General features: G+C 72.4%; 22 protein-coding genes. 12 read left to right on the top strand and 10 right to left on the bottom strand.

Annotated elements, in window-relative coordinates:
• The first annotated feature begins 16 nt into the window (after positions 1-16).
• The 4 genes from ACIBFB_RS09585 to ACIBFB_RS09570 all read left to right on the top strand — a co-directional run bounded on the left by ACIBFB_RS09585 (position 17) and on the right by ACIBFB_RS09570 (position 4102).
• The gene (locus tag ACIBFB_RS09585) at positions 17-1000 is read left to right on the top strand and encodes an aldo/keto reductase (RefSeq protein ID WP_397228159.1); all 984 of its coding nucleotides are present in this window, start codon (positions 17-19) and stop codon (positions 998-1000) included.
• A 513-nt stretch (positions 1001-1513) separates the two neighbouring features.
• Positions 1514-2290: a putative protein N(5)-glutamine methyltransferase gene (locus ACIBFB_RS09580; protein ID WP_397228157.1), complete on the top strand. Its 777-nt coding sequence runs from the start codon at positions 1514-1516 to the stop codon at positions 2288-2290.
• Between the two features lie 55 nt (positions 2291-2345).
• The gene (locus ACIBFB_RS09575) at positions 2346-3053 is read left to right on the top strand and encodes an ArsR/SmtB family transcription factor (protein WP_397228155.1); all 708 of its coding nucleotides are present in this window, start codon (positions 2346-2348) and stop codon (positions 3051-3053) included.
• A 107-nt stretch (positions 3054-3160) separates the two neighbouring features.
• A complete protein-coding gene (locus ACIBFB_RS09570) occupies positions 3161-4102 on the top strand; it encodes a ribonuclease Z (RefSeq protein ID WP_397228153.1) in 942 nt (313 codons plus the stop codon).
• A 16-nt stretch (positions 4103-4118) separates the two neighbouring features.
• On the opposite strand, the gene ACIBFB_RS09565 is transcribed toward ACIBFB_RS09570, so the two are convergent.
• Positions 4119-4523 (bottom strand): pyridoxamine 5'-phosphate oxidase family protein, encoded by a 405-nt coding sequence (locus ACIBFB_RS09565; RefSeq protein ID WP_397228151.1) that lies wholly within the window; start codon positions 4521-4523, stop codon positions 4119-4121.
• A gap of 140 nt (positions 4524-4663) precedes the next feature.
• On the opposite strand from ACIBFB_RS09565, the gene pip reads away from it, so the two are divergent.
• Positions 4664-5617, top strand: coding sequence for a prolyl aminopeptidase (pip, locus tag ACIBFB_RS09560; RefSeq protein ID WP_397228149.1), 954 nt, complete (start codon positions 4664-4666; stop codon positions 5615-5617).
• 7 nt (positions 5618-5624) lie between these two features.
• Here pip and ACIBFB_RS09555 read toward each other — a convergent pair whose 3' ends face one another.
• Complete coding sequence (locus ACIBFB_RS09555) at positions 5625-6212, bottom strand: DUF1772 domain-containing protein (RefSeq protein ID WP_397228147.1); 588 nt, start codon at positions 6210-6212, stop codon at positions 5625-5627.
• Between the two features lie 91 nt (positions 6213-6303).
• Here ACIBFB_RS09555 and ACIBFB_RS09550 point away from each other — a divergent pair, with 91 nt between their 5' ends.
• Positions 6304-6987, top strand: a complete 684-nt coding sequence (locus tag ACIBFB_RS09550; protein ID WP_397228145.1) for a TetR/AcrR family transcriptional regulator C-terminal domain-containing protein — start codon at positions 6304-6306, stop codon at positions 6985-6987.
• Between the two features lie 109 nt (positions 6988-7096).
• On the opposite strand, the gene ACIBFB_RS09545 is transcribed toward ACIBFB_RS09550, so the two are convergent.
• Positions 7097-7750, bottom strand: a complete 654-nt coding sequence (locus ACIBFB_RS09545) for a response regulator (RefSeq protein ID WP_397228143.1) — start codon at positions 7748-7750, stop codon at positions 7097-7099.
• Positions 7747-8946: a sensor histidine kinase gene (locus ACIBFB_RS09540; protein WP_397228141.1), complete on the bottom strand. Its 1200-nt coding sequence runs from the start codon at positions 8944-8946 to the stop codon at positions 7747-7749. The genes ACIBFB_RS09545 and ACIBFB_RS09540 overlap by 4 nt, the downstream gene beginning before the upstream one ends.
• A gap of 134 nt (positions 8947-9080) precedes the next feature.
• On the opposite strand from ACIBFB_RS09540, the gene ACIBFB_RS09535 reads away from it, so the two are divergent.
• Complete coding sequence (locus ACIBFB_RS09535) at positions 9081-9392, top strand: SHOCT domain-containing protein (protein WP_397228139.1); 312 nt, start codon at positions 9081-9083, stop codon at positions 9390-9392.
• A gap of 58 nt (positions 9393-9450) precedes the next feature.
• Here ACIBFB_RS09535 and ACIBFB_RS09530 read toward each other — a convergent pair whose 3' ends face one another.
• On the bottom strand, positions 9451-10293 hold the full coding sequence (locus tag ACIBFB_RS09530; RefSeq protein WP_397228137.1) for an NAD(P)H-binding protein: 843 nt from the start codon (positions 10291-10293) through the stop codon (positions 9451-9453).
• An 83-nt stretch (positions 10294-10376) separates the two neighbouring features.
• On the opposite strand from ACIBFB_RS09530, the gene ACIBFB_RS09525 reads away from it, so the two are divergent.
• Complete coding sequence (locus ACIBFB_RS09525) at positions 10377-10973, top strand: TetR/AcrR family transcriptional regulator (RefSeq protein WP_397228135.1); 597 nt, start codon at positions 10377-10379, stop codon at positions 10971-10973.
• Between the two features lie 455 nt (positions 10974-11428).
• A complete protein-coding gene (locus ACIBFB_RS09520; RefSeq protein WP_397228133.1) occupies positions 11429-12418 on the top strand; it encodes an adenosine deaminase in 990 nt (329 codons plus the stop codon).
• Between the two features lie 51 nt (positions 12419-12469).
• Here ACIBFB_RS09520 and ACIBFB_RS09515 read toward each other — a convergent pair whose 3' ends face one another.
• Together ACIBFB_RS09515 and ACIBFB_RS09510 are read right to left on the bottom strand one after the other, a co-directional pair.
• The gene (locus tag ACIBFB_RS09515; RefSeq protein WP_397228450.1) at positions 12470-13456 is read right to left on the bottom strand and encodes a DUF2332 domain-containing protein; all 987 of its coding nucleotides are present in this window, start codon (positions 13454-13456) and stop codon (positions 12470-12472) included.
• A 136-nt stretch (positions 13457-13592) separates the two neighbouring features.
• Complete coding sequence (locus ACIBFB_RS09510) at positions 13593-14546, bottom strand: GlxA family transcriptional regulator (protein ID WP_397228131.1); 954 nt, start codon at positions 14544-14546, stop codon at positions 13593-13595.
• Between the two features lie 744 nt (positions 14547-15290).
• On the opposite strand from ACIBFB_RS09510, the gene ACIBFB_RS09505 reads away from it, so the two are divergent.
• The gene (locus ACIBFB_RS09505) at positions 15291-15803 is read left to right on the top strand and encodes an ABC transporter ATP-binding protein (protein ID WP_397228129.1); all 513 of its coding nucleotides are present in this window, start codon (positions 15291-15293) and stop codon (positions 15801-15803) included.
• A gap of 9 nt (positions 15804-15812) precedes the next feature.
• Complete coding sequence (gene soxR, locus ACIBFB_RS09500) at positions 15813-16289, top strand: redox-sensitive transcriptional activator SoxR (protein WP_397228127.1); 477 nt, start codon at positions 15813-15815, stop codon at positions 16287-16289.
• Between the two features lie 97 nt (positions 16290-16386).
• Here the strand turns inward: soxR and rnhA are convergent, their stop codons facing one another.
• Positions 16387-16857 carry a ribonuclease HI gene (rnhA, locus tag ACIBFB_RS09495; RefSeq protein ID WP_397228126.1) on the bottom strand — a complete coding sequence of 157 codons (471 nt, stop codon included), beginning with the start codon at positions 16855-16857 and terminating at the stop codon, positions 16387-16389.
• Between the two features lie 246 nt (positions 16858-17103).
• On the opposite strand from rnhA, the gene ACIBFB_RS09490 reads away from it, so the two are divergent.
• Positions 17104-17478 carry a VOC family protein gene (locus ACIBFB_RS09490; RefSeq protein WP_397228124.1) on the top strand — a complete coding sequence of 125 codons (375 nt, stop codon included), beginning with the start codon at positions 17104-17106 and terminating at the stop codon, positions 17476-17478.
• 63 nt (positions 17479-17541) lie between these two features.
• On the opposite strand, the gene def is transcribed toward ACIBFB_RS09490, so the two are convergent.
• Together def and ACIBFB_RS09480 are read right to left on the bottom strand one after the other, a co-directional pair.
• On the bottom strand, positions 17542-18210 hold the full coding sequence (gene def, locus ACIBFB_RS09485) for a peptide deformylase (RefSeq protein WP_397228122.1): 669 nt from the start codon (positions 18208-18210) through the stop codon (positions 17542-17544).
• 109 nt (positions 18211-18319) lie between these two features.
• Positions 18320-18763, bottom strand: coding sequence for an SMI1/KNR4 family protein (locus ACIBFB_RS09480; RefSeq protein WP_358564603.1), 444 nt, complete (start codon positions 18761-18763; stop codon positions 18320-18322).
• Positions 18764-18820: the final 57 nt, after the last annotated feature.

Below are 18820 nucleotides of genomic sequence, written 5' to 3'. Positions count from 1 at the left end.
ATGAAGGGAGTGCGTCGTGCAGCACCGGACACTCGGCACCCAGGGCCTGACCAGCTCGGCGATCGGCTACGGCACCATGGGTCTGACGATGGCCTACGGGCCCGGCAACGAACAGGAAGGCATCGCCTCGATCCGCCGCGCCCACGAGCTCGGTGTCACCCACTTCGACACCGCCGAGGTCTACGGCTTCGGCTCCGGCTCCAACGAGAAGCTGGTCGGCCAGGCCGTCAGGGATTTCCGCGACGAGATCGTGATCGCCACCAAGTTCGGCTTCGACTTCTCCACGGGCCAGTTCACCGGCGCCCTCAACAGCCGCCCCGACAACATCCGCACGGTCACCGACAACAGCCTGCGCTACCTGGGTGTGGACCACATCGACGTCCTGTACCAGCACCGCGTGGACCCCGACGTGCCCGTCGAGGACGTCGCGGGCACCGTCAAGGAGCTGATCGAGGCGGGCAAGGTGAAATACTTCGGACTGTCCGAGGCCGGGTCCGAAACACTGCGCCGGGCGCACGCCGTGCAGCCGGTCTCGGTCCTGCAGACCGAGTACTCGCTCTTCGAGCGCGACGCCGAACGGCTCTTCCCCGTTCTGGAGGAGCTGGGCATCGGCTTCGTGGCCTACTCCCCGCTCGGGCGCGGGTTCATCACCGGCACGGCAAGGCCGGCCGGGGAGTACCACGCCACCGACATGCGCAACGCCGACCCGCGCTGGCAGCCGGGCAACTTCGAAAGGAACGTCGAAGCGGTGGAACGGCTCCGCGAGCTGGCCGCGGCCAGGGACACAACCGTCGCCCAGCTGGCTCTGGCCTGGCTCCTGGCCCAGGGGGAGCACATCGTCCCGATTCCGGGCACCCGCAGCCCCGAGCGGGTGCAGGAGAACACCCGGGCCGCCCAGATCGCCCTGACCGGCGCAGACCTCGCTACGATCAAGGAGATCCTGCCCGAGGGCGGGTTCGGCGCCCGCTACGCCGACGGGCACGTGCCCACCTGGATCTGACGCCCCGGTGCCGCCGCCGGGAACGCGGGCACGGACCCTTCACGGGGTCCGTGCCCGCACCGAGGACACGACAGTGCCAGGGGCCCGCCTTGGGCCGCTCGCCGTCCAGGGCCCAGGCCGCACGGATCAGGCCGGCGACGACCAGGCTCCACCCGGCGTCGTCCTCGTCCGTCCCGGTGTGCTCGCCCCTGTCCTCCCCCTACCCCCCGACCATGTCGACGGCCGCTCCAGCCCCGCCGCCGGACCCGGCCTGTCCGCCCCACTGACGGAAAGAAAGGGCAGGGCCCCGCGGAGGCAGCCCCGGCCGAGGAACGCCGCCCCGCCCGTGTACGGCCCGCCCTCCCCGAACCCCCGTCGCCCCCACCCCGTGGTGTACGGTGACACCCACAACGACGACCAGGGGAGGTGAGCAGCGATCCTCGCAGTCAACCGCTGGGCGCCCTCACCAGGGATCGAACCGACCACGAACCCCTGAAACCGCGGGCGGCCCACCACCCTGACCGAAAGGCGCCCGTGGCCTCGCCCCACACCCCCACCCTGTCGTCCCTCACCCACCGCCTGCGCGCCGCCGGCTGCGTCTTCGCCGAGGACGAGGCGCACCTGCTCGCCACCACGGCCCACACCCCCGACCAGCTCGCGGCCATGACCGACCGACGCTGCGCCGGAACCCCCCTCGAACACGTCCTGGGCTGGGCCCGCTTCTGCGGCATGCGCATCGCCGTCGACCCCGGCGTGTTCGTCCCCCGACCCCGCACCGAACACCTGGCCCACCACGCGGCAACCCTGCTCCCACCCCACGGCACCGCCGTCGACCTGTGCTGCGGCACCGGCGCCCTGGGCGCCCACCTGGCCCGCACCCACCCCGGCCTGACCCTGCACGCCGCCGACATCGACCCCGCCAGCGTCGCCTGCGCCCGCCGCAACCTGCCCGGACACCACGTCCACCACGGCGACCTGTTCACCGCCCTACCCCACCGCCTGCGCGGACACATCGACGTCCTGGTCGCCAACGTCCCCTACGTCCCCACCGACCAGATCGCCCTGCTACCCCCCGAAGCCCGCGACCACGAAGCCCGCCACGCCCTGGACGGCGGCCCCGACGGACTCGACCTGGCCCGCCGCGTCGCCGCCGACGCCCGCCACTGGCTCGCCCCCGCAGGCCACCTGCTCATCGAGGTCAACGACCACCAGCTCCCCCAGGCCAGCGCCGCCTTCACCCGCGGCGGCCTCACCCCCCAAGCCGTCACCTGCCCCCGCACCGACGCCACCATCCTCGTCGGCCGCCGATGACACCCACCACAGTGCTTCGGCACGGGCCGAAGCATTCCCGCCCCATCCTGGAACCATGACCGCACCCGACGACGGCGCCCGCCTGGCCGCCCTGGCCCACCTCCTGGCCGACCCCACCCGCGCCAGGATCTGCCTGGCCCTCCTCGACGGACGCGCCTGGACCGCCACCGAACTCGCCCACCACGCCCACGTGTCCGCACCCACCGTCAGCGAACACCTCACCCGGCTGGTCGACGGGGCCCTGCTGACCCAGGAACGCCAGGGCCGCCACCGCTACGTCCGCCTCGCCGACCCCCACACCGCCCACCTCGTCGAAGCCCTGGCCGCCCACACCGCCCCCGCCGACCCGCCACCGGCCACGACCCTGCGGGCCCACCGCGCCACCCGGGCACTGGCCCGCGCCCGCACCTGCTACGACCACCTGGCCGGACGCCTGGGCGTGGCCATCACCGACGCCCTCACCCGCCAGGGCCTGCTACGCCAGGACACCGGCTTCGCACTCACCGACACCGGCGTGGACTGGTTCAACGACCAGGGCATCACCCTGCGCCGCACCACCCGCCGCCCCCTGGCCCGCTCCTGCCTGGACTGGACCGAACGCCGCCCCCACCTGGCCGGCGCCGCCGGAGCCGCCCTGTGCCGCCACGCCCTGACCGCCCACTGGTGCGCACCGGTGGGCTCCACCCGCGCCGTGCGCCTGACCCCCCGTGGCGAACGCGCCCTGGCCGACCTCCTCGGCATCGACCCCCACACCCTGCGCTGACACCGGCCGCCGGTCCGCACACCACCGGCGGGTCCTGCACCGGCCCGGCCTGACACACCCCGAAATCCCCGTGCCCGCACCACCCCGCCAGTGACAGGATCCCACCCATGTCTGTTCGCGAACTCGTGGTCCTGGGCACGTCCAGCGCCGTCCCCACCCGCAACCGCAACCACAACGGCTACTTCCTGCGCTGGGACAGCCACGGCATCCTCCTGGACCCCGGAGAGGGCACCCAGCGCCAGATGCGCCTGGCCAAAATCGCCGCCACCGACATCACCCGGGTGTGCGTCACCCACTTCCACGGCGACCACTGCCTGGGCATGCCCGGCATCATCCAACGCCTGGCCCGCGACCGCGTCCCCCACCCCGTCCGCGTCGCCTACCCCGCCGAAGGCGAACCCTACTGGCGGCGCCTGCGCCACGCCTCCGTCTTCCACGACACCAGCGTCATCATCGGCCAACCCCTCACCCCGCAGGCCACCGACGTCCCCGGCGACAAGGACCTGCGCATCACCACCCTGCCGCTCGACCACTCCATCCCCTGCCAGGGCTACCGCATCGCCGAACCCGACGGCTGGCGCATGCTCCCCGACCGGCTCCACGCCCACGGCGTCCACGGCCCCCAGATCTCCGCACTCCTGCGCCAGGGCGCCGTCACCACCGACGACGGACGCACCGTCACCCTCGCCGACTGCGCCCGACCCCGGCCCGGCCAGGTCTTCGCCTTCGTCATGGACACCGGCGAATGCCCCAACGCCGTCGAACTCGCCCGCGGCGCCGACATGCTCGTCATCGAAGCCACCTTCCTGGACGCCGAAACCCACCTGGCCCAGGCCTACCAGCACCTCACCGCCCGCCAGGCCGGACGCATCGCCGCCCGCGCCCAGGTCCGCACCCTGGTCCTGACCCACCTGTCCGAACGCTACGACCACACCGACGAACCCCACTTCGTCGCCCAGGCCGCACAGGAGTTCGACGGCACCATCGTGCTCGCCTGCGACCTCGAACGCGTCCCCGTCCCGCCCCGCGCCACCACGCACCACCCCTGACCCGCCGCCCCAGGGCTCACCCACCCGGCCGCACGTTGCCCAACACCCGGTCCACCGCGATCTCGATCACCACCCGCTCCGGGTTCTCCCGCGGCCGCCGGTACCGCTCGGCGTAGCGCCGCACCGCCTCGGCCACCGCCCCCGGATCCCGGCTCACCCGCGCCGCGCCCTCCAACGTCGACCAGCGACGCCCCTCCACCTGGCTCACCGACACCCGCACCCCCGGGTGCGCCGCCAGGTTGCGCGCCTTGTAACTCCCCCCGTCGGAGATCACCCGCGCCACACGCCGCTCAGCGTCATAGGTCACCCCCACCGGCACCAGGTGGATGCTGCCGTCCGGACGCGGACTGGCCAACATGCACAACCGGCGCTCACTCCAGAACTCGACGAACTCCTCAGCGACCACGGTCGACCCGCTCACAGCGCACTCCCCCCACGGCGACATCGAAGACACCAGCATCCCAACACCCCCGCACCACCCCTCCCACAGCCCCCGAAAACCACCTGCCACCCACCCGCCCCACCCCCTAGGCTCGACCCACCCCACCACAAGGAGCCACCATGACCGCACCGCACGCCGACGGCATGCTCGACGTCGGCCAGGGCCAGCGCCTGTACTGGCAAGCCCACGGCAACCCCCACGGCACCCCCGCCCTCGTCCTGCACGGCGGCCCCGGATCCGGCTGCCACCCCGGTTGGACCGACTTCTTCGACACCGCCCGCCACCGCGTCATCCTCCTGGACCAACGCGGCTGCGGCCGCAGCACCCCGCCCGCCCACGACCCCACCACCGACCTGACCGCCAACACCACCCACCACCTGGTCGCCGACATCGAAACCCTGCGCACCCACCTGGGCGTCACCACCTGGCTCGTCCTCGGCGCCTCCTGGGGCTCCACCCTCGCCCTGGCCTACGCCCAGACCCACCCCACCCGCGTCCACGGCCTGGTCCTGGTCGCCGTCACCACCACCACCGCCGCCGAGGTCCACTGGATCACCCACGACATGGGCCGCGTCTTCCCCGAGGAATGGGACCGCTTCCGCCACGCCGCCGGACCCGGCGCCGACCCCCACGACCTGGCCACCGCCTACGCCCGCCTCCTGGCCGACCCCGACCCGCGCGTCCACCAGGCCGCCGCCCGCGCCTGGTGCCGATGGGAGGACACCCACGTGCGCACCGTCCCCGGCGCCCGCCCCAACCCCCGCTACCAGGACCCCGAATTCCGCATGACCTTCGCCCGCCTGGTCACCCACTACTGGAGCAACGCCGCGTTCCTGCCCGAGGGCCGCCTGCTCGACGGCGCCCACACCCTCCAGGGCATCCCCGGCGCCATGGTCCACGGCCGCCTCGACATCAGCGGCCCCGCCGACACCGCCGTCAACCTCGCCCGACGCTGGACCACCGCGGACCTGACCATCCTGTCCGGCGCCGGGCACACCGCCGGCCAGGCCACGGGCGAACCCACCCTGCTCGAAGCCGCCCGAGCCGCCACCGACCGCCTCGCCCGAGCCTGAGCGCTGCTCAGACCGCCTCGGCCCCGGCGGGCACGGGCGGGCGGGGCCCGGACGCCCTGCCGTGCAGGACCAGCGCCCGCAGCAGGCACGCCAGGGCCGCGGTCGCGGCGACAGCGCGGGTGATGTTCCACCCGACCCAGCGCTCCTCGAAGGCGGCGCGGACCGCGGCGGGATCGTCGAGCAGGGCCGGGTCGCCGACCGCGGCCAGGTCCTCGTTGAGGGGGACGCTCACCCCCAGGGTGACGCCGAAGGCCGCGGCGTACAGCACCAGGGCGGCCACCGCCCACGGCAGCACCCGCCGCCCGCCGCGCGGCAGGTGCACGATCACGGCCAGGGCGGTCAGCGCCAGCGCGCCGAAGAAGCCCGGGGCGAACCACCGGTTGCGCACCGTGGCGTTGATCCACTGCATGGCCTCGATGAACGTGCGGTCCTCGACGCGGGCCAGTCCGACCATGACCGAGCAGGCGTAGGCGTAGAAGAAGCCCGCGATGAGCCCCACGGCCACGGCGGCCCAGGCCAGCGCCCATCCTCGAGTGTGCCGGACGGTCCCGTGCGCAGAGCCCGGGGACGGGGAGGGGGAGGGGAGCTGCGCCATGGGGGCCTCCGGCCGCGACTAGAATCGAACTACTGAGTTCGCTTTTAATCGTACCCATGAGTTCGAATCATGGGAAGACCCGGAGCCGACCATGACCACCGACGACCACCCCCGCCGAGGCCGCCCCCGCACCGGCGAACAGGCCGCACGACGCCACACCGCACTCGACGCCGCACTCGCCGAACTCCTCGAACACGGCATCGCCAGGACCACGATGCACGCCGTGGCCACCCGCGCCGGCTCCTCCAAGGAAAGCCTCTACACCTGGTTCGGCAACCGCCAAGGACTGCTCGCCGCACTCATCGAACGACAGGCCCACCACGTCGACACAGCCCTGACCGCGGCCATCGACCACACCGCCGACCCCCGCACCACCCTCACCGCCATCACCCGCAACCTGCTCACCCTGCTCACCGGCGACACCTCCACAGCGCTCAACCGAGCAGCCATGACCTCACCCGAACTGGCCGAACTCCTCCTGCGCCACGGCCGCCACACCACCGGCCCCCGCATCGCCGCCTACCTGAGCACACTCGCCGACCAGGGCCACCTGCACATCGACGACCCACAAGAGGCCTTCCAACTCCTCTACGGACTCACCGTCCGCGACCTGCAGATCCGCGTGCTCCTCGGCGAACACCCACCCACCGCGCACGACATCCGCACCCAGGCCCAGACCGCCGTCGACCGCTTCCTCACCCTCACCCGGCACACCCCCCGCGCCCCACACGACGACCCCGGCCACCCGCCACCGGACGATGCCCCAAGGACCTGATGCGCCAACCCGGCCGCGACGCGGCCGCACGCACCGGACCTCGCCGGGCCCCGCGGATTCGCCCGCGACGCCATCGCTGTCCGGCGCCCCGACCAGAACCGGCGCCCGGTCAGCGCACCAACCCCGCCCGGAACGCGAACACCACCAACTGCGCCCGATCCCGCGCACCCAACTTCACCATCGACCGGCTCACATGCGTGCGCGCCGTCGCCGGCGACACCACCAACCGCCCCGCGATCTCCTCATTGCTCAACCCCTCACCGACCAACCCCACCACCTCGCGCTCCCGCTCCGTCAACACCTCCACACGCGGCGCCTCACCCCCCACCCACGCCGACGACGTGAACGCCGCCACCACCCGCCGCGTCACCGACGGCGACAACAACGCCTCACCGCGCGCCGCCACCCGCACCGCCGCCAACATCTGCGCCGGGTCGCTGTCCTTGATCAGGAACCCCGACGCCCCCGCCCGCAACGCCTCGAACACGTACTCGTCCAACTCGAACGTCGTCAACACCACCACCCGCGTGTCAGCCAACTCCGCGTCCGCGCTGATCCGACGCAACGCCTCCAACCCGTCCACCACCGGCATACGCACATCCATCAGCACCACATCCGGCCGCTCCCGCCGCACCACCCGCAACGCCTCGGCCCCATCACCCGCCTCCCCCACCAACTCCAGATCCTCCTCAGCCTCCAACAACACCCGCAACCCCATCCGCACCAGCGCCTGGTCATCGGCCACCACCACCCGCACCGTCACCGCTCACCCCCCAACGGCAACACCGCCACCACCTCGAACCCGCCACCCTCACCCTCCCCCACACTCAACACACCGCCGACGGCCGCGGCCCGCTCCCGCATCCCCGCGATCCCCGACCCCTCACGCACCGGACCCCGAAACCGGCCCCCATCACGCACCCGCACCACCAACTCCCCCTCACCCACATCCACACCCACCCGCACCGGCACCTGCCCCGCGTGCCGACCCACGTTCGTCAACGCCTCCCGCACGATCCGAAACGCCGCCTGGTCCACCGCCCCCGGAACCCGACGCCCCCGCCCCCGCCACTCCAACTCCACCCGACGCCCCGCGGCCCGCCACTGCTCGACCAACGGCCCCAACCGCCCCAACCCCGGCACCGGCGCACGCTCCGCCCCACCCTCGCCACGAAACACCGCCAACGTGCCCCGCAACTCCTCCAACGCCGCACGGCTACTGTCCCGGATCGCCTCCAACGCCACCGCCGCCTGCTCCGGACGCCGATCCACCACATGCAACGCCACCCCCGCCTGCATGCTGATCACCGACAGGCTGTGCCCCACCACGTCGTGCACCTCACGCGCGATCCGCAACCGCTCCTCATACCGGTGCCGCTCCACCTCCTCGGCCCGCACACGCCGACGCGTCTGCCGACGCGCCGCGACGAACACCCCCGCACCAGCCGGGCCCGCCATCGCCCCCACCGCCAACACCACCGCCGTCAGCGCACCCCCATCGGCCCACCCCCACCACGGCTCACCCGCCTGCGAGACCACACCGACGCCCACCACCGACGGCACCGCCCACACCACGAACCGGCCCGCGGCCATCCGCGCCGCCGCACTGAACACCACCAGCGCCGGCATCACCACCACCGGCACCCACACCTGCCCCAACGCCGCGAACAACCCCGCCCCCACCGCGGCGACCACCAACGCCACCCGCGGCCACACCCGCCGCGACGCCACCGCCACGACCAGCACCACCACACCGACCCACACACCCCAGGGCACCGCCGCCGCGCCCCAGTCCACATCCACCGGCGGCCCCGGCCGCCACGGGCCGCCCTCCCACCCCGGATGCGCCGCCCGCCACGCCGCCTGACCCCGCGCGGCCACCGACACCACCGCACCCAGACACACACCCAACACCAGGTCCCACACCAGGACCCGCACCCGACCCCGCCGCTCGCTCACACCACAGACCCTAGGCCGACCCCGCCCGCACCGGCATCACCCCCACCGCGTACACCGCCTACGCACCCGCGCGTACCCCGCGAGCCGCCCCACGGGCGACGACCGCGACCCCCACCCACCGGCACAGTGAACCCATGGACACGACCATCACCGCCACCGCCCCGCACTGGGCCGACGGACCGCCGCCCTTCGCACCCCTGGGAGCACTCATGCTCTGCCTGCTCACCGCCCTGGCCGTCGGCGCACTGCTGTTCACCCTCGCCCGCCGCCGCGGCCACCGGCCGCCCTGGGCCGCCCACCGCCCCGAGGGCCCCGAACAACAGGCCCGCCGCACCCTGGCCGACCGCTTCGCCCGCGGCGACATCACCGTCGAGGAGTTCCTCGAACGCGCCAGCGCCCTGAACTGGACGCCCGGCGCCGACAGCGGACCCGGCGCCAGGCCATAGCCCCCGCCCACCACCAGGGCCGCCCCGCGCACACGGGGCGGCCCACACGCACGCCCGCTCAGCCGAACGCGGCCGCGTTGCGCCGCGCCCAGTCGGCGAACGACCCCGCCGGCCGGCCCAGCACACGCTCCACCCCATCGCTGACCCGCCGCTCCTCGGCGGTGGGCTCCCCCAGGATGGACAGGGTCGTCTCCACCACCGGCTCGGGCATGAACCGCGCCATCGCCGCCCGCGCCTGCTCCCGGGTCAGCTCGACGAACGCCACCGGCTCACCCAACGCGGCGGCGATCGCCTCCGTCTGCCGCCGGGGAGTGACCGCCGCGGGCCCGGTCAGCGTGTACACCCGCCCGTCGTGCCCGCCCCCGCCCAACACCCTCGCCGCGACCCGCGCGACGTCCTCGGGGTCCACCACCGGCAGCGCCACGTCCCCGAACGGCGCCCGCACGGTCCGCTCCGAACGCACCGACCCCGCCCACGCCAACGCGTTGGTGGCGAACCCCGAGGGCCGCAGGATCGTCCACTCGCCGCCCCAGGCGCGCACCGCGTCCTCCAGCGACCCCGCCGTGCCCCCGTGCGAGGCCGACGCGGGCCGGGTGGCCACCGCCTGGGAGGACAGCAGCACCAGGCGCCCCACCCCCGCCTCACCGGCCGCCGCCACCACACCGCGCGCGTCCAGCCCGCCCGCGGCGCCGCCGTCGTGCACGAACACGGCGTCGGCGCCCTCCAGCAGGCCCGCCAGGGCCCCCGGGTCGGCCAGGTCGGCACGCCGGGCCAGCACACCCGCGGGCACGTCCCGCTCCGCGACCGTCCGCGCGACCGCCAGCACCTTCTCGCCGGCCTCCGCCAGCGCGCGCACCAACGGCCGCCCCACGTTCCCGGTCGCTCCCGTCACCACGATCATGGCCACACCCCTCAGTTAGTTAGCTGACTGACTGATCCGAACGCTAGCACCCGCCCACCGCCCGCGTCCATAGAATGAGTCAGATGACCGACTCACCACACCCGCGCGCCACCGACAAACGCCGACGCCTGGCCGCCGCGGCAGCCCGCGTCCTGCACGAACAAGGCGTCGAACGCACCACCATCGCCGACATCGCCCACGCCGCGGACATCCCCGTCGGCAACGTCTACTACTACTTCAAGACCAAGGACGACCTCGTCCGCGCGGCCCTGACCGAACACACCACCCACCTGGCCGAGCTCACCCGCCGCCTCGACCAGCTCCCCGACCCCCGCCAACGCCTCAAGGCCCTGGTCGACGCCTGGGTCGCCCAACGCCACACCACCGCCCGCCACGGCTGCCCCACCGGCACCCTCGCCGTCGAACTCGACAAGCGCCAGGACACCACCCTGGACCAGGACGTCGCCCACACCCTGCGCCAACTCCTCGACTGGGCCGAACACCAGTTCCGCACCCTGGGCCTGGCCGACCCCCACGACCTCGCCCTCACCCTCCTCTCCCACTACCAGGGCATGTCCCTGCTCACCAACGCCCTGCGCGACCCCGACATCACCACCCGCCAAGGCGCCCGCCTCACCCACTGGATCGACACCCTGGCCCCCGCCGACCAGACACCGTGACCGCGCCCCGCCCAAGGCACGCGAAGGCGCCGAACACAGCGGAACAGGCCGCGGATTCCACACCCGGGCCGGTCGAGGGAACCCCCACCTGATCAACTCACCGCACCGCAGGCAACCCGGTGCGCCCGGGACGGCGCCCCCAGATCGTCAAGACCGGGCAGATCGTCCCCGCACGGCCGAGCAGCCGACCGGTGAGATCGGTGACGGTGGCCCCGGCGGCGCGTCGGCCCACACCCAGGGCGGCGCCCCCACACACCCGCCGGTACCCGGTCCCCGAAGAACCCGACACAAGGCGCGAACCCCGCACCCGCCCCTCCGCGCCCCCGCGGATCAGATCGCTGCGACCTGCTGACCGGCGTACAGTACGGCATCGATGCGCCCCTAGGCGAGGCGAGACCACACGCCACACCGCAGCCATCACCACCGCCCACGACCACGCAAAGGCAGCACCGCCCATGCCCGTCCTCCCCAAAGCCGAACTCCACGTCCACATCGAAGGAACCCTCGAACCCGAACTCGCCTTCACCCTCGCCGAACGCAACGGCATCACCCTGCCCCACCCCACCATCGACGACCTACGCGCCGCCTACTCCTTCACCGACCTGCAGTCCTTCCTCGACCTCTACTACTCCCTCACCGACGTCCTACGCACCGAACAAGACTTCACCGACCTGGCCGAGGCCTACCTCACCCGCGCCGCGGCCCAGGGCGTCCGCCACGCCGAGATCTTCTTCGACCCCCAAGCCCACACCACCCGCGGCATCTCCCTCGACACGGTCCTCAACGGCCTGGGCGCCGCCCTGGACACAAGCGAGCAACACCACGGCATCAGCACCGCCCTCATCCTGTGCTTCCTCCGCGACCGCCCCGCCACCGAAGCCCTCAACACCCTCCGACAGGCACGCCCCCACCTGGACCGCATCACCGCCGTCGGCCTGGACTCCGCCGAAGCCGGCCACCCGCCCGAGAAGTTCACCCACGTCTTCGACGCCGCCCGCGACCTGGGACTGCGCTGCGTCGCCCACGCCGGCGAGGAAGGCCCCGCCTCCTACATCTGGCAGGCACTGAACCTGCTCAAGGTCGACCGCATCGACCACGGCATCCGCTGCCTGGAGGACCCCGACCTCGTCGCCCACCTGGCCGCCACCCAAACCCCCCTCACCGTGTGCCCCTTCTCCAACGTGCGCCTGCGCGCCGTCCAGAACCTGGCCGACCACCCTCTGCCCGCCCTGATGGACGCCGGCCTGCTCGTGACCGTCAACTCCGACGACCCCGCCTACTTCGGCGGCTACATCCACGACAACTACCAGGGCCTGCGCCAACACCTGGGCCTGGACGAGACCGCCCTGCGCCGACTCGCCCGCAACTCCTTCACCGCCTCCTTCCTGCCCACCCAACGCCGCGACGCCCTCATCGCCGAACTCGACACCCACCCCGCCCACTGACACACCAAGGGCCCCGCACCACACCGGCACGGGGCCCACCACCGCCCACTCCTACCCCACCCAACTCACCGACTGGCCGTGCTCACCCGTATAGGCCACCACCCGCCCGTCCAACGCCAACGTGAACCGCCCCGACACCCCCGGCCGCGCCCGCTCCCAGTCCGGGAACACCCGCCACCCCTCGTTCGACACCCAGTGCCCCCGCACCCCCCGCACCACCTCCACGAACGCGTCCACCCCCGCACGCGGCACATACGGCAGCACCGCACTGTGGAACACCACCACCGTCGCCTCCTCCGGCGCCGCGGCCACCACCCCCGCCAACCGCTCCACCAGATCCCCCGCCACCAACCACGGCGGATCCTCGGCGACCACCCGCGCCGCCGCACGCAACCGCTCCCGCCGCACCGCCTCCTGCGGACCCGGCCAGATCAACGACTCCAACCACCGCACATCCTCCCCGTCGGCCACATCCAACGGGTTCAGATCGATCCCCGCACGCCACACCACCTGCGGCACCCGATCCGGCACCGGCACCGGCCCCCGCGTCGCACACTCCAACACCGCCGCGCCGTCCACCGGCCCGACCGGCGCACCACCGTCGTAGGAGTACCGGTACCGATCCGGATACAGGCACAACCCCGCCGACGCCCCCACCTCCACCAACGCCAACGGCCCCGGCAACGCCGCCAACACCGGCAGCAACGTCGCACACCGCCGCACCTCGTTGGTCTGCGTGGCGCGCTCCAACACCACCCGCTCCACCCGCGCCCAGTGCTCCACCAACCACGCCCGAAACTCCGGCCAGTCCCCCACCGGTCCACCCAGGAACCGCACCGCACCCAACAACAGGTTCGGCTGCCGCTTGTTACCCGCGGGCAACCCCATCACCAGGTCCAACACCCGCCGGTCCTGAGCCAACGCCGACGCGATCCGCGCGTACGACGGCGAGGACCCCGCGGCGTAGTGCCGCGCGAACCCCCGGTACTGGCCCACCACCGACTCCACGTCGTCGGCCACGTCCGCCACACGCTCCACCACGACCACCCCTCCCACGGCCACAGGTCCTCACCCCGCCCCTACCCCGCCCCCCGCCACCCCGCCCCATGACCCCGCTCACCCCGCCCCGGCACCGACGGGCCCGGGGACCACACCCCCGGGCCCGCCACACCACTCACCCGCCCGCACCCCGGAACCGCTCCCGGTACTCACTGGGCGCACACCCCAACGTCCGCACGAACGCCCGCCGCATCACCTCATCGGACCCGTAACCGCACCTGCGCGCCACCGCCACCACCCCCGCCTGGCTCTCCTCCAACAACCGGCACGCCGTCTCCAACCGCACCCGGTCCACGAACCGCCCCGGCGTCACCCCCACCTCACGCGTGAACACCCGCGCGAACTGACGCGGCGACAACCCCGCCCGCTCCGCCAACGACCCCACCGACAGATCCTGCGCCGGATGCGCCACGATCCAGTGCTGCAACTCCCGCACCGCCGGCCGCTGCGCCGTCTGCACCGCCAGATGCGTCGAGAACTGCGCCTGATTGCCCGGCCGACGCAGGAACACCACCAAATGACGCGCCACCGCCAACGCCACCCGCTGCCCCACGTCCTCCTCCACCAACGCCAACGCCAGATCGATCCCCGCACTCACCCCCGCCGACGTCACCACCGGCCCCTGCCGCACGAAGATCGGCACCGGATCCACCACCACCCGCGGATACCGCCGCGCCAACGCACCGCAGTGAGCCCAATGCGTGGTCGCCCGCAACCCGTCCAACAACCCCGCCTCGGCCAGCACGAACGCCCCCGTGCACACCGACGCCGTCCGCCGCGCCCCCCGCGACACCCGCCGCACCGCCGCCACCAACGCCCCATCCACCGCCCGGGTCCCCTCACCCCCGGGCACCACCAACGTGTCGACCTGCCCGACCTCCTCCAACGCCACCGACGGCACCAACCCCAACCCCGACGACGTGGTCACCACACCACCCCCCACCGAGGCCGTCCGCACCCGATACGGCGAACCCGGCGCCCGCGACGCCCCCCAGAACACCTCCAAAGGACCGCTCACATCCAGACTCTGCACACCGTCGAAGACGACGATGACCACCTCACGAACCATGGCCACATCCTGACCACCCACCCGAGGCGACCACAAGGTCGCACACCCCACCCTTCCTGCCACCCCCGCGCACCACCCCGATCAGGAACCCTCCGGCCGCCCCAACAACAGGTACGCGAACCCCTGGATCCGCCGCCCCACCCGCAGATGCACCCGCCGAAACGCCTCCGCCGACGCCCGCACCGCCTCCGCCCGCCCGCCCATCACCCGCGTGCCCCATCAACCACGCCTCAGCCGCCGCCAGGTGCGCCGACTCGAAGTCCTCCCACTCCACCGGCGTGGCCGTGTGCACCCGCAACGGCCGAAACCCCACCCGCGTCGCCGCCTCCACCAACGCCGCCGACCCCACGTGGTGCCCACGCCGCCCACCCTCGTGGAACAACGCCAACTCCCCGTCCGAGGGCGTGCGCTCCCAGAACGCCTCACCGAACAGCACCCGCCCGCCCGGCTCCACCCGCTCCCACAACGCCGCCAACGACTCCTCGGGAACACCCCGCCCGAACACGTGCCCCGCACCCACACACGACACCCACGCCGCACGCCTCCGCACCCGGTCAGCGGGCCCGGCCACCCACTCCACCCCGCCCGTCGGCTAACGTCCTGACAACAAACCCGCGCCACACCAGCCCCACCAGCCACAACCCCCACACCCACCGAGACCAAGGACACGAACACCCCGCCAGAACTCTCACACGCCCACGGCGATCCCACGCACCAGACGACCACCCCTACGAACGGACACCCGTGAGGCTCTCCGACCGCGGCCACCTCCACGCCACACCCGCCCCCGCCACCACACCCCACCCACCCCTCGTCGAGCTCCACGACGTGTCCCTCACCCACGGCCACACCCCACTGCTGACCCACCTCGACCTCACCGTCCGCCCCGGCGAACACATCGCCCTCATCGGCCTGTCCCCCACCGCCACCAACGCCCTCACCCACCTACTCACCGGCCACACCACCCCCACCCACGGCCACATCACCACCCACACCCCCGCCCACCTGACCACCGAACCCCACCCCGCCAACGCCCGCCTCCTCATCCACACCGGACCCACACCACCCACACCCCCGCCCCCCACCGCCCTCATCCACCTCACCGGCCACCCCACCCGCACCGCCGACCGCATCCTGCTCCTGCACCACGGCCGCGTCACCGAAACCGGCACCCACCACCAACTCCTGGCACGCGGCGGCGCCTACGCCCGCCTCTACGCACTCCGCGGCCCCCACCGCACCACCGACCCCACCTAGACTGGGCACGTGCCACCCATCGCCAAGGAACTCACCGTCGGACAGGTCGCCGAACGCGCCGGAGTCGCCGTCTCCGCCCTGCACTTCTACGAGCGCCAAGGCCTCATCCACAGCCGACGCACCGCCGGCAACCAACGCCGCTACCGGCGCGACACCCTGCGCCGCGTCTCCTTCATCCGCATCTCCCAACGCGTCGGCATCCCCCTGGCCCGCATCCGCCAGGCCCTGGACTCCCTGCCCGACAACCGCACCCCCACCCCCGCGGACTGGGCACGCGTGTCCCAACAGTGGCGCGGCGAACTCGACACCCGCATCGACCAACTCACCCGGCTGCGCGACGACCTGACCAACTGCATCGGCTGCGGCTGCCTGTCCCTGAGCTCGTGCACCCTGTCCAACCCCGAGGACGTCCTGTCCAGCACCGGCTCCGGAGCCCGCCGCCTCCTCGTCGACGCCCTCAAGGACGAAACCGCCCCCCAGGACTGAGCACGCCCTCACCCGATCCGGCGGACCGCACCGCGGCGCACACCCCGAACACACCGATGGCGGCGACCCCACCGGATCGCCGCCACCCGCACCGCGCCTACACGCCCGCGGCCTCGTCCCGACCACGCCGCGCCAACGCGTCCGCCCGCTCGTTTCCCTCGTCACCGCTGTGGCCGCGCACCCACCGCCACTCCACCTCGTAGCGCGAGGCCACCTCGTCCAACCGCTGCCACAGGTCCACGTTCTTCACGGGCTTCCGGTCCGCCGTGCGCCACCCGCGCCGCTTCCAGTTCGCCAACCACGACGTGATCCCGTTGCGCACGTAACTGGAGTCGGTGTGCACCACCACCGGCAACGGCCGCTTCAGGCTCTCCAACGCCCGGATGGCCGCCATCAGCTCCATCCGATTGTTGGTCGTGCTCTCCTCGCCCCCGTACAACTCCTTCTCGTGCCCGCCGTAGCGCAGCCACACACCCCACCCGCCCGGGCCGGGGTTGCCGCTGCACGCCCCGTCGGTGTAAATGACCACCCGCTGCTCCAGGTCCCCCTGGTCCTGCCCGATGTCCATGCCGCGCAATCTACCGCCCCCACCGATCACAACAAGGCCACAGACCACCCGAACCAGGCCACAAACAGGGCCAAAACAACCCAGTGGAGCCCTCCCACACCCCACACCGGACCACCGAACCCGTCAATGGCACCCACCCGGACCCCACCCCCAACCACACCCGCCACCACCCGAAATACCCTTGCCCACCCCCGCACCACCCCACGACAATGACCCAGGCCACACACCCACACACCGAGGACCCCGATGAAACTCGACATCAGCGCCATCACCGTCGACTGCGCCGACCCCCACACCCTCGCCACCTTCTGGTCCCACGTCCTGGGCCACCCCCTGCACCCCGACGACACACCCGGCGCCTCCGAAGCCCTCATCCACCGCCCCCAGGGCCCACCCCTGCTCTTCCTCCGCGTCCCCGAACCCAAGACCACCAAGAACCGCCTCCACCTCGACCTGAGCCCCGGCCCAGACAGCACCCGCGACCAGGAGACCCAACGCCTCATCGACCTCGGCGCCACCCTCATCGACGACCAACGCACACCCGACGGCACCGGCTGGACCGTCCTCGCCGACCCCGAAGGCAACGAATTCTGCATCGTCCGCGCCGACCACGAGCGCTGAACACAACGAACGGGGGCGCCCCGGCCCACCACCGGAGGCGCCCCCGCACACACCCGCGAACGATCAGCCCGCCAGCTCACGCTCCAACTCCGCGGCCCGCTCCGCACGCCGCTCGAACACACTGGCCGACATCTCGTTCATCTTCTTCAACACACGCTTGCGCTCACGCTTGGACAACCGGTCCACATACAACCGCCCCAACGTGTGATCCGTCTCGTGCTGCAGACACCGCGCGAAGTACCCACTGCCGCTGACCACCACCGGCCGACCGTCCCGGTCCACACCCCGCACCGTCGCGTGCTCGGCCCGCCCCAGATCCGCGTGCGGACCCGGCACCGACAGACACCCCTCGCTCTCCACCACGACCGCGTCGCCCAGATCACGCTCCTCCAGCACCGGGTTCACCACATGCCCCACATGCCGCACACCATCGTCATCCGGGCAGTCATACACGAACACCCGCCAGTCCACCCCGACCTGGCTACCCGCCAACCCCACACCCTCGGCCGCGTACATCGTCCGGAACATGTCGTCGACCAGCCGACCCAGCTCCGCCCCGCCCAGCATCTCCTCGGGCACGTCCGCACCGGGCCGGTGCAACACGTCCTCACCCGTCACGGTCACCCGCAACACCCGGCCACGCCCCGCCTCCGGGGCCAACGCCGGAAAGTCCGCCACCTCCCGCCCCTGGACGACGGCGGCCACCTGCGCGGGCGTCGACTGCTCCGACATGGTCCTACTCTCACAACGTGCTCGGGGAGACAACAGGTGGCACAACACCACCCCAACACCCGAAAAATAGCACAAAACGGCTGGTCAACCACGCACAGTATCCACCACCTCAACGAAACCACGAATTCCCCTGGATCAGACACCGCGCCAGGTAGTCCCGCAACGACACCACCACCAACCGCCGCCGATCCGACTCGTGATCCCACACCACGATCCCCGGCCCATAGTCCGTATGCACATACGCGAACTGCGGACCCATGTCCGAATCCCCGAAGAAGATCATCTCGTCGAACGGCGCGTACAGCTCCAGATAGTCCGGCTCCACACGCATCGCCAGATTGTCCTCGACCAGACGCCGCGCACTCCACACCACCGCATCCCCGTACTCGTTGGTCACCCCGTCGGTCTCCCGCAACAACGACGCCAACTCGAACGGCAACGGCAGCATCAACCGCCGCTCCACCTCCGCCAGGGTCACCTCATCAGCCGGACCACTCAGATCGGCTTCGGGATACATCTGCAGGATCAGTTCACGCCACACACCCCCGATCATCACAGGTCGTGGCAACCCACGGGAAATCGCCAACGGCGAGTCGACCCCCGAAACCAC

Source organism: Nocardiopsis sp. NPDC050513 (assembly GCF_044457925.1).
Taxonomy (GTDB): domain Bacteria; phylum Actinomycetota; class Actinomycetes; order Streptosporangiales; family Streptosporangiaceae; genus Nocardiopsis.
The sequence above is the reverse complement of the archived record's forward strand: the minus strand, read 5'-3'. Positions and strand labels throughout refer to the sequence as shown.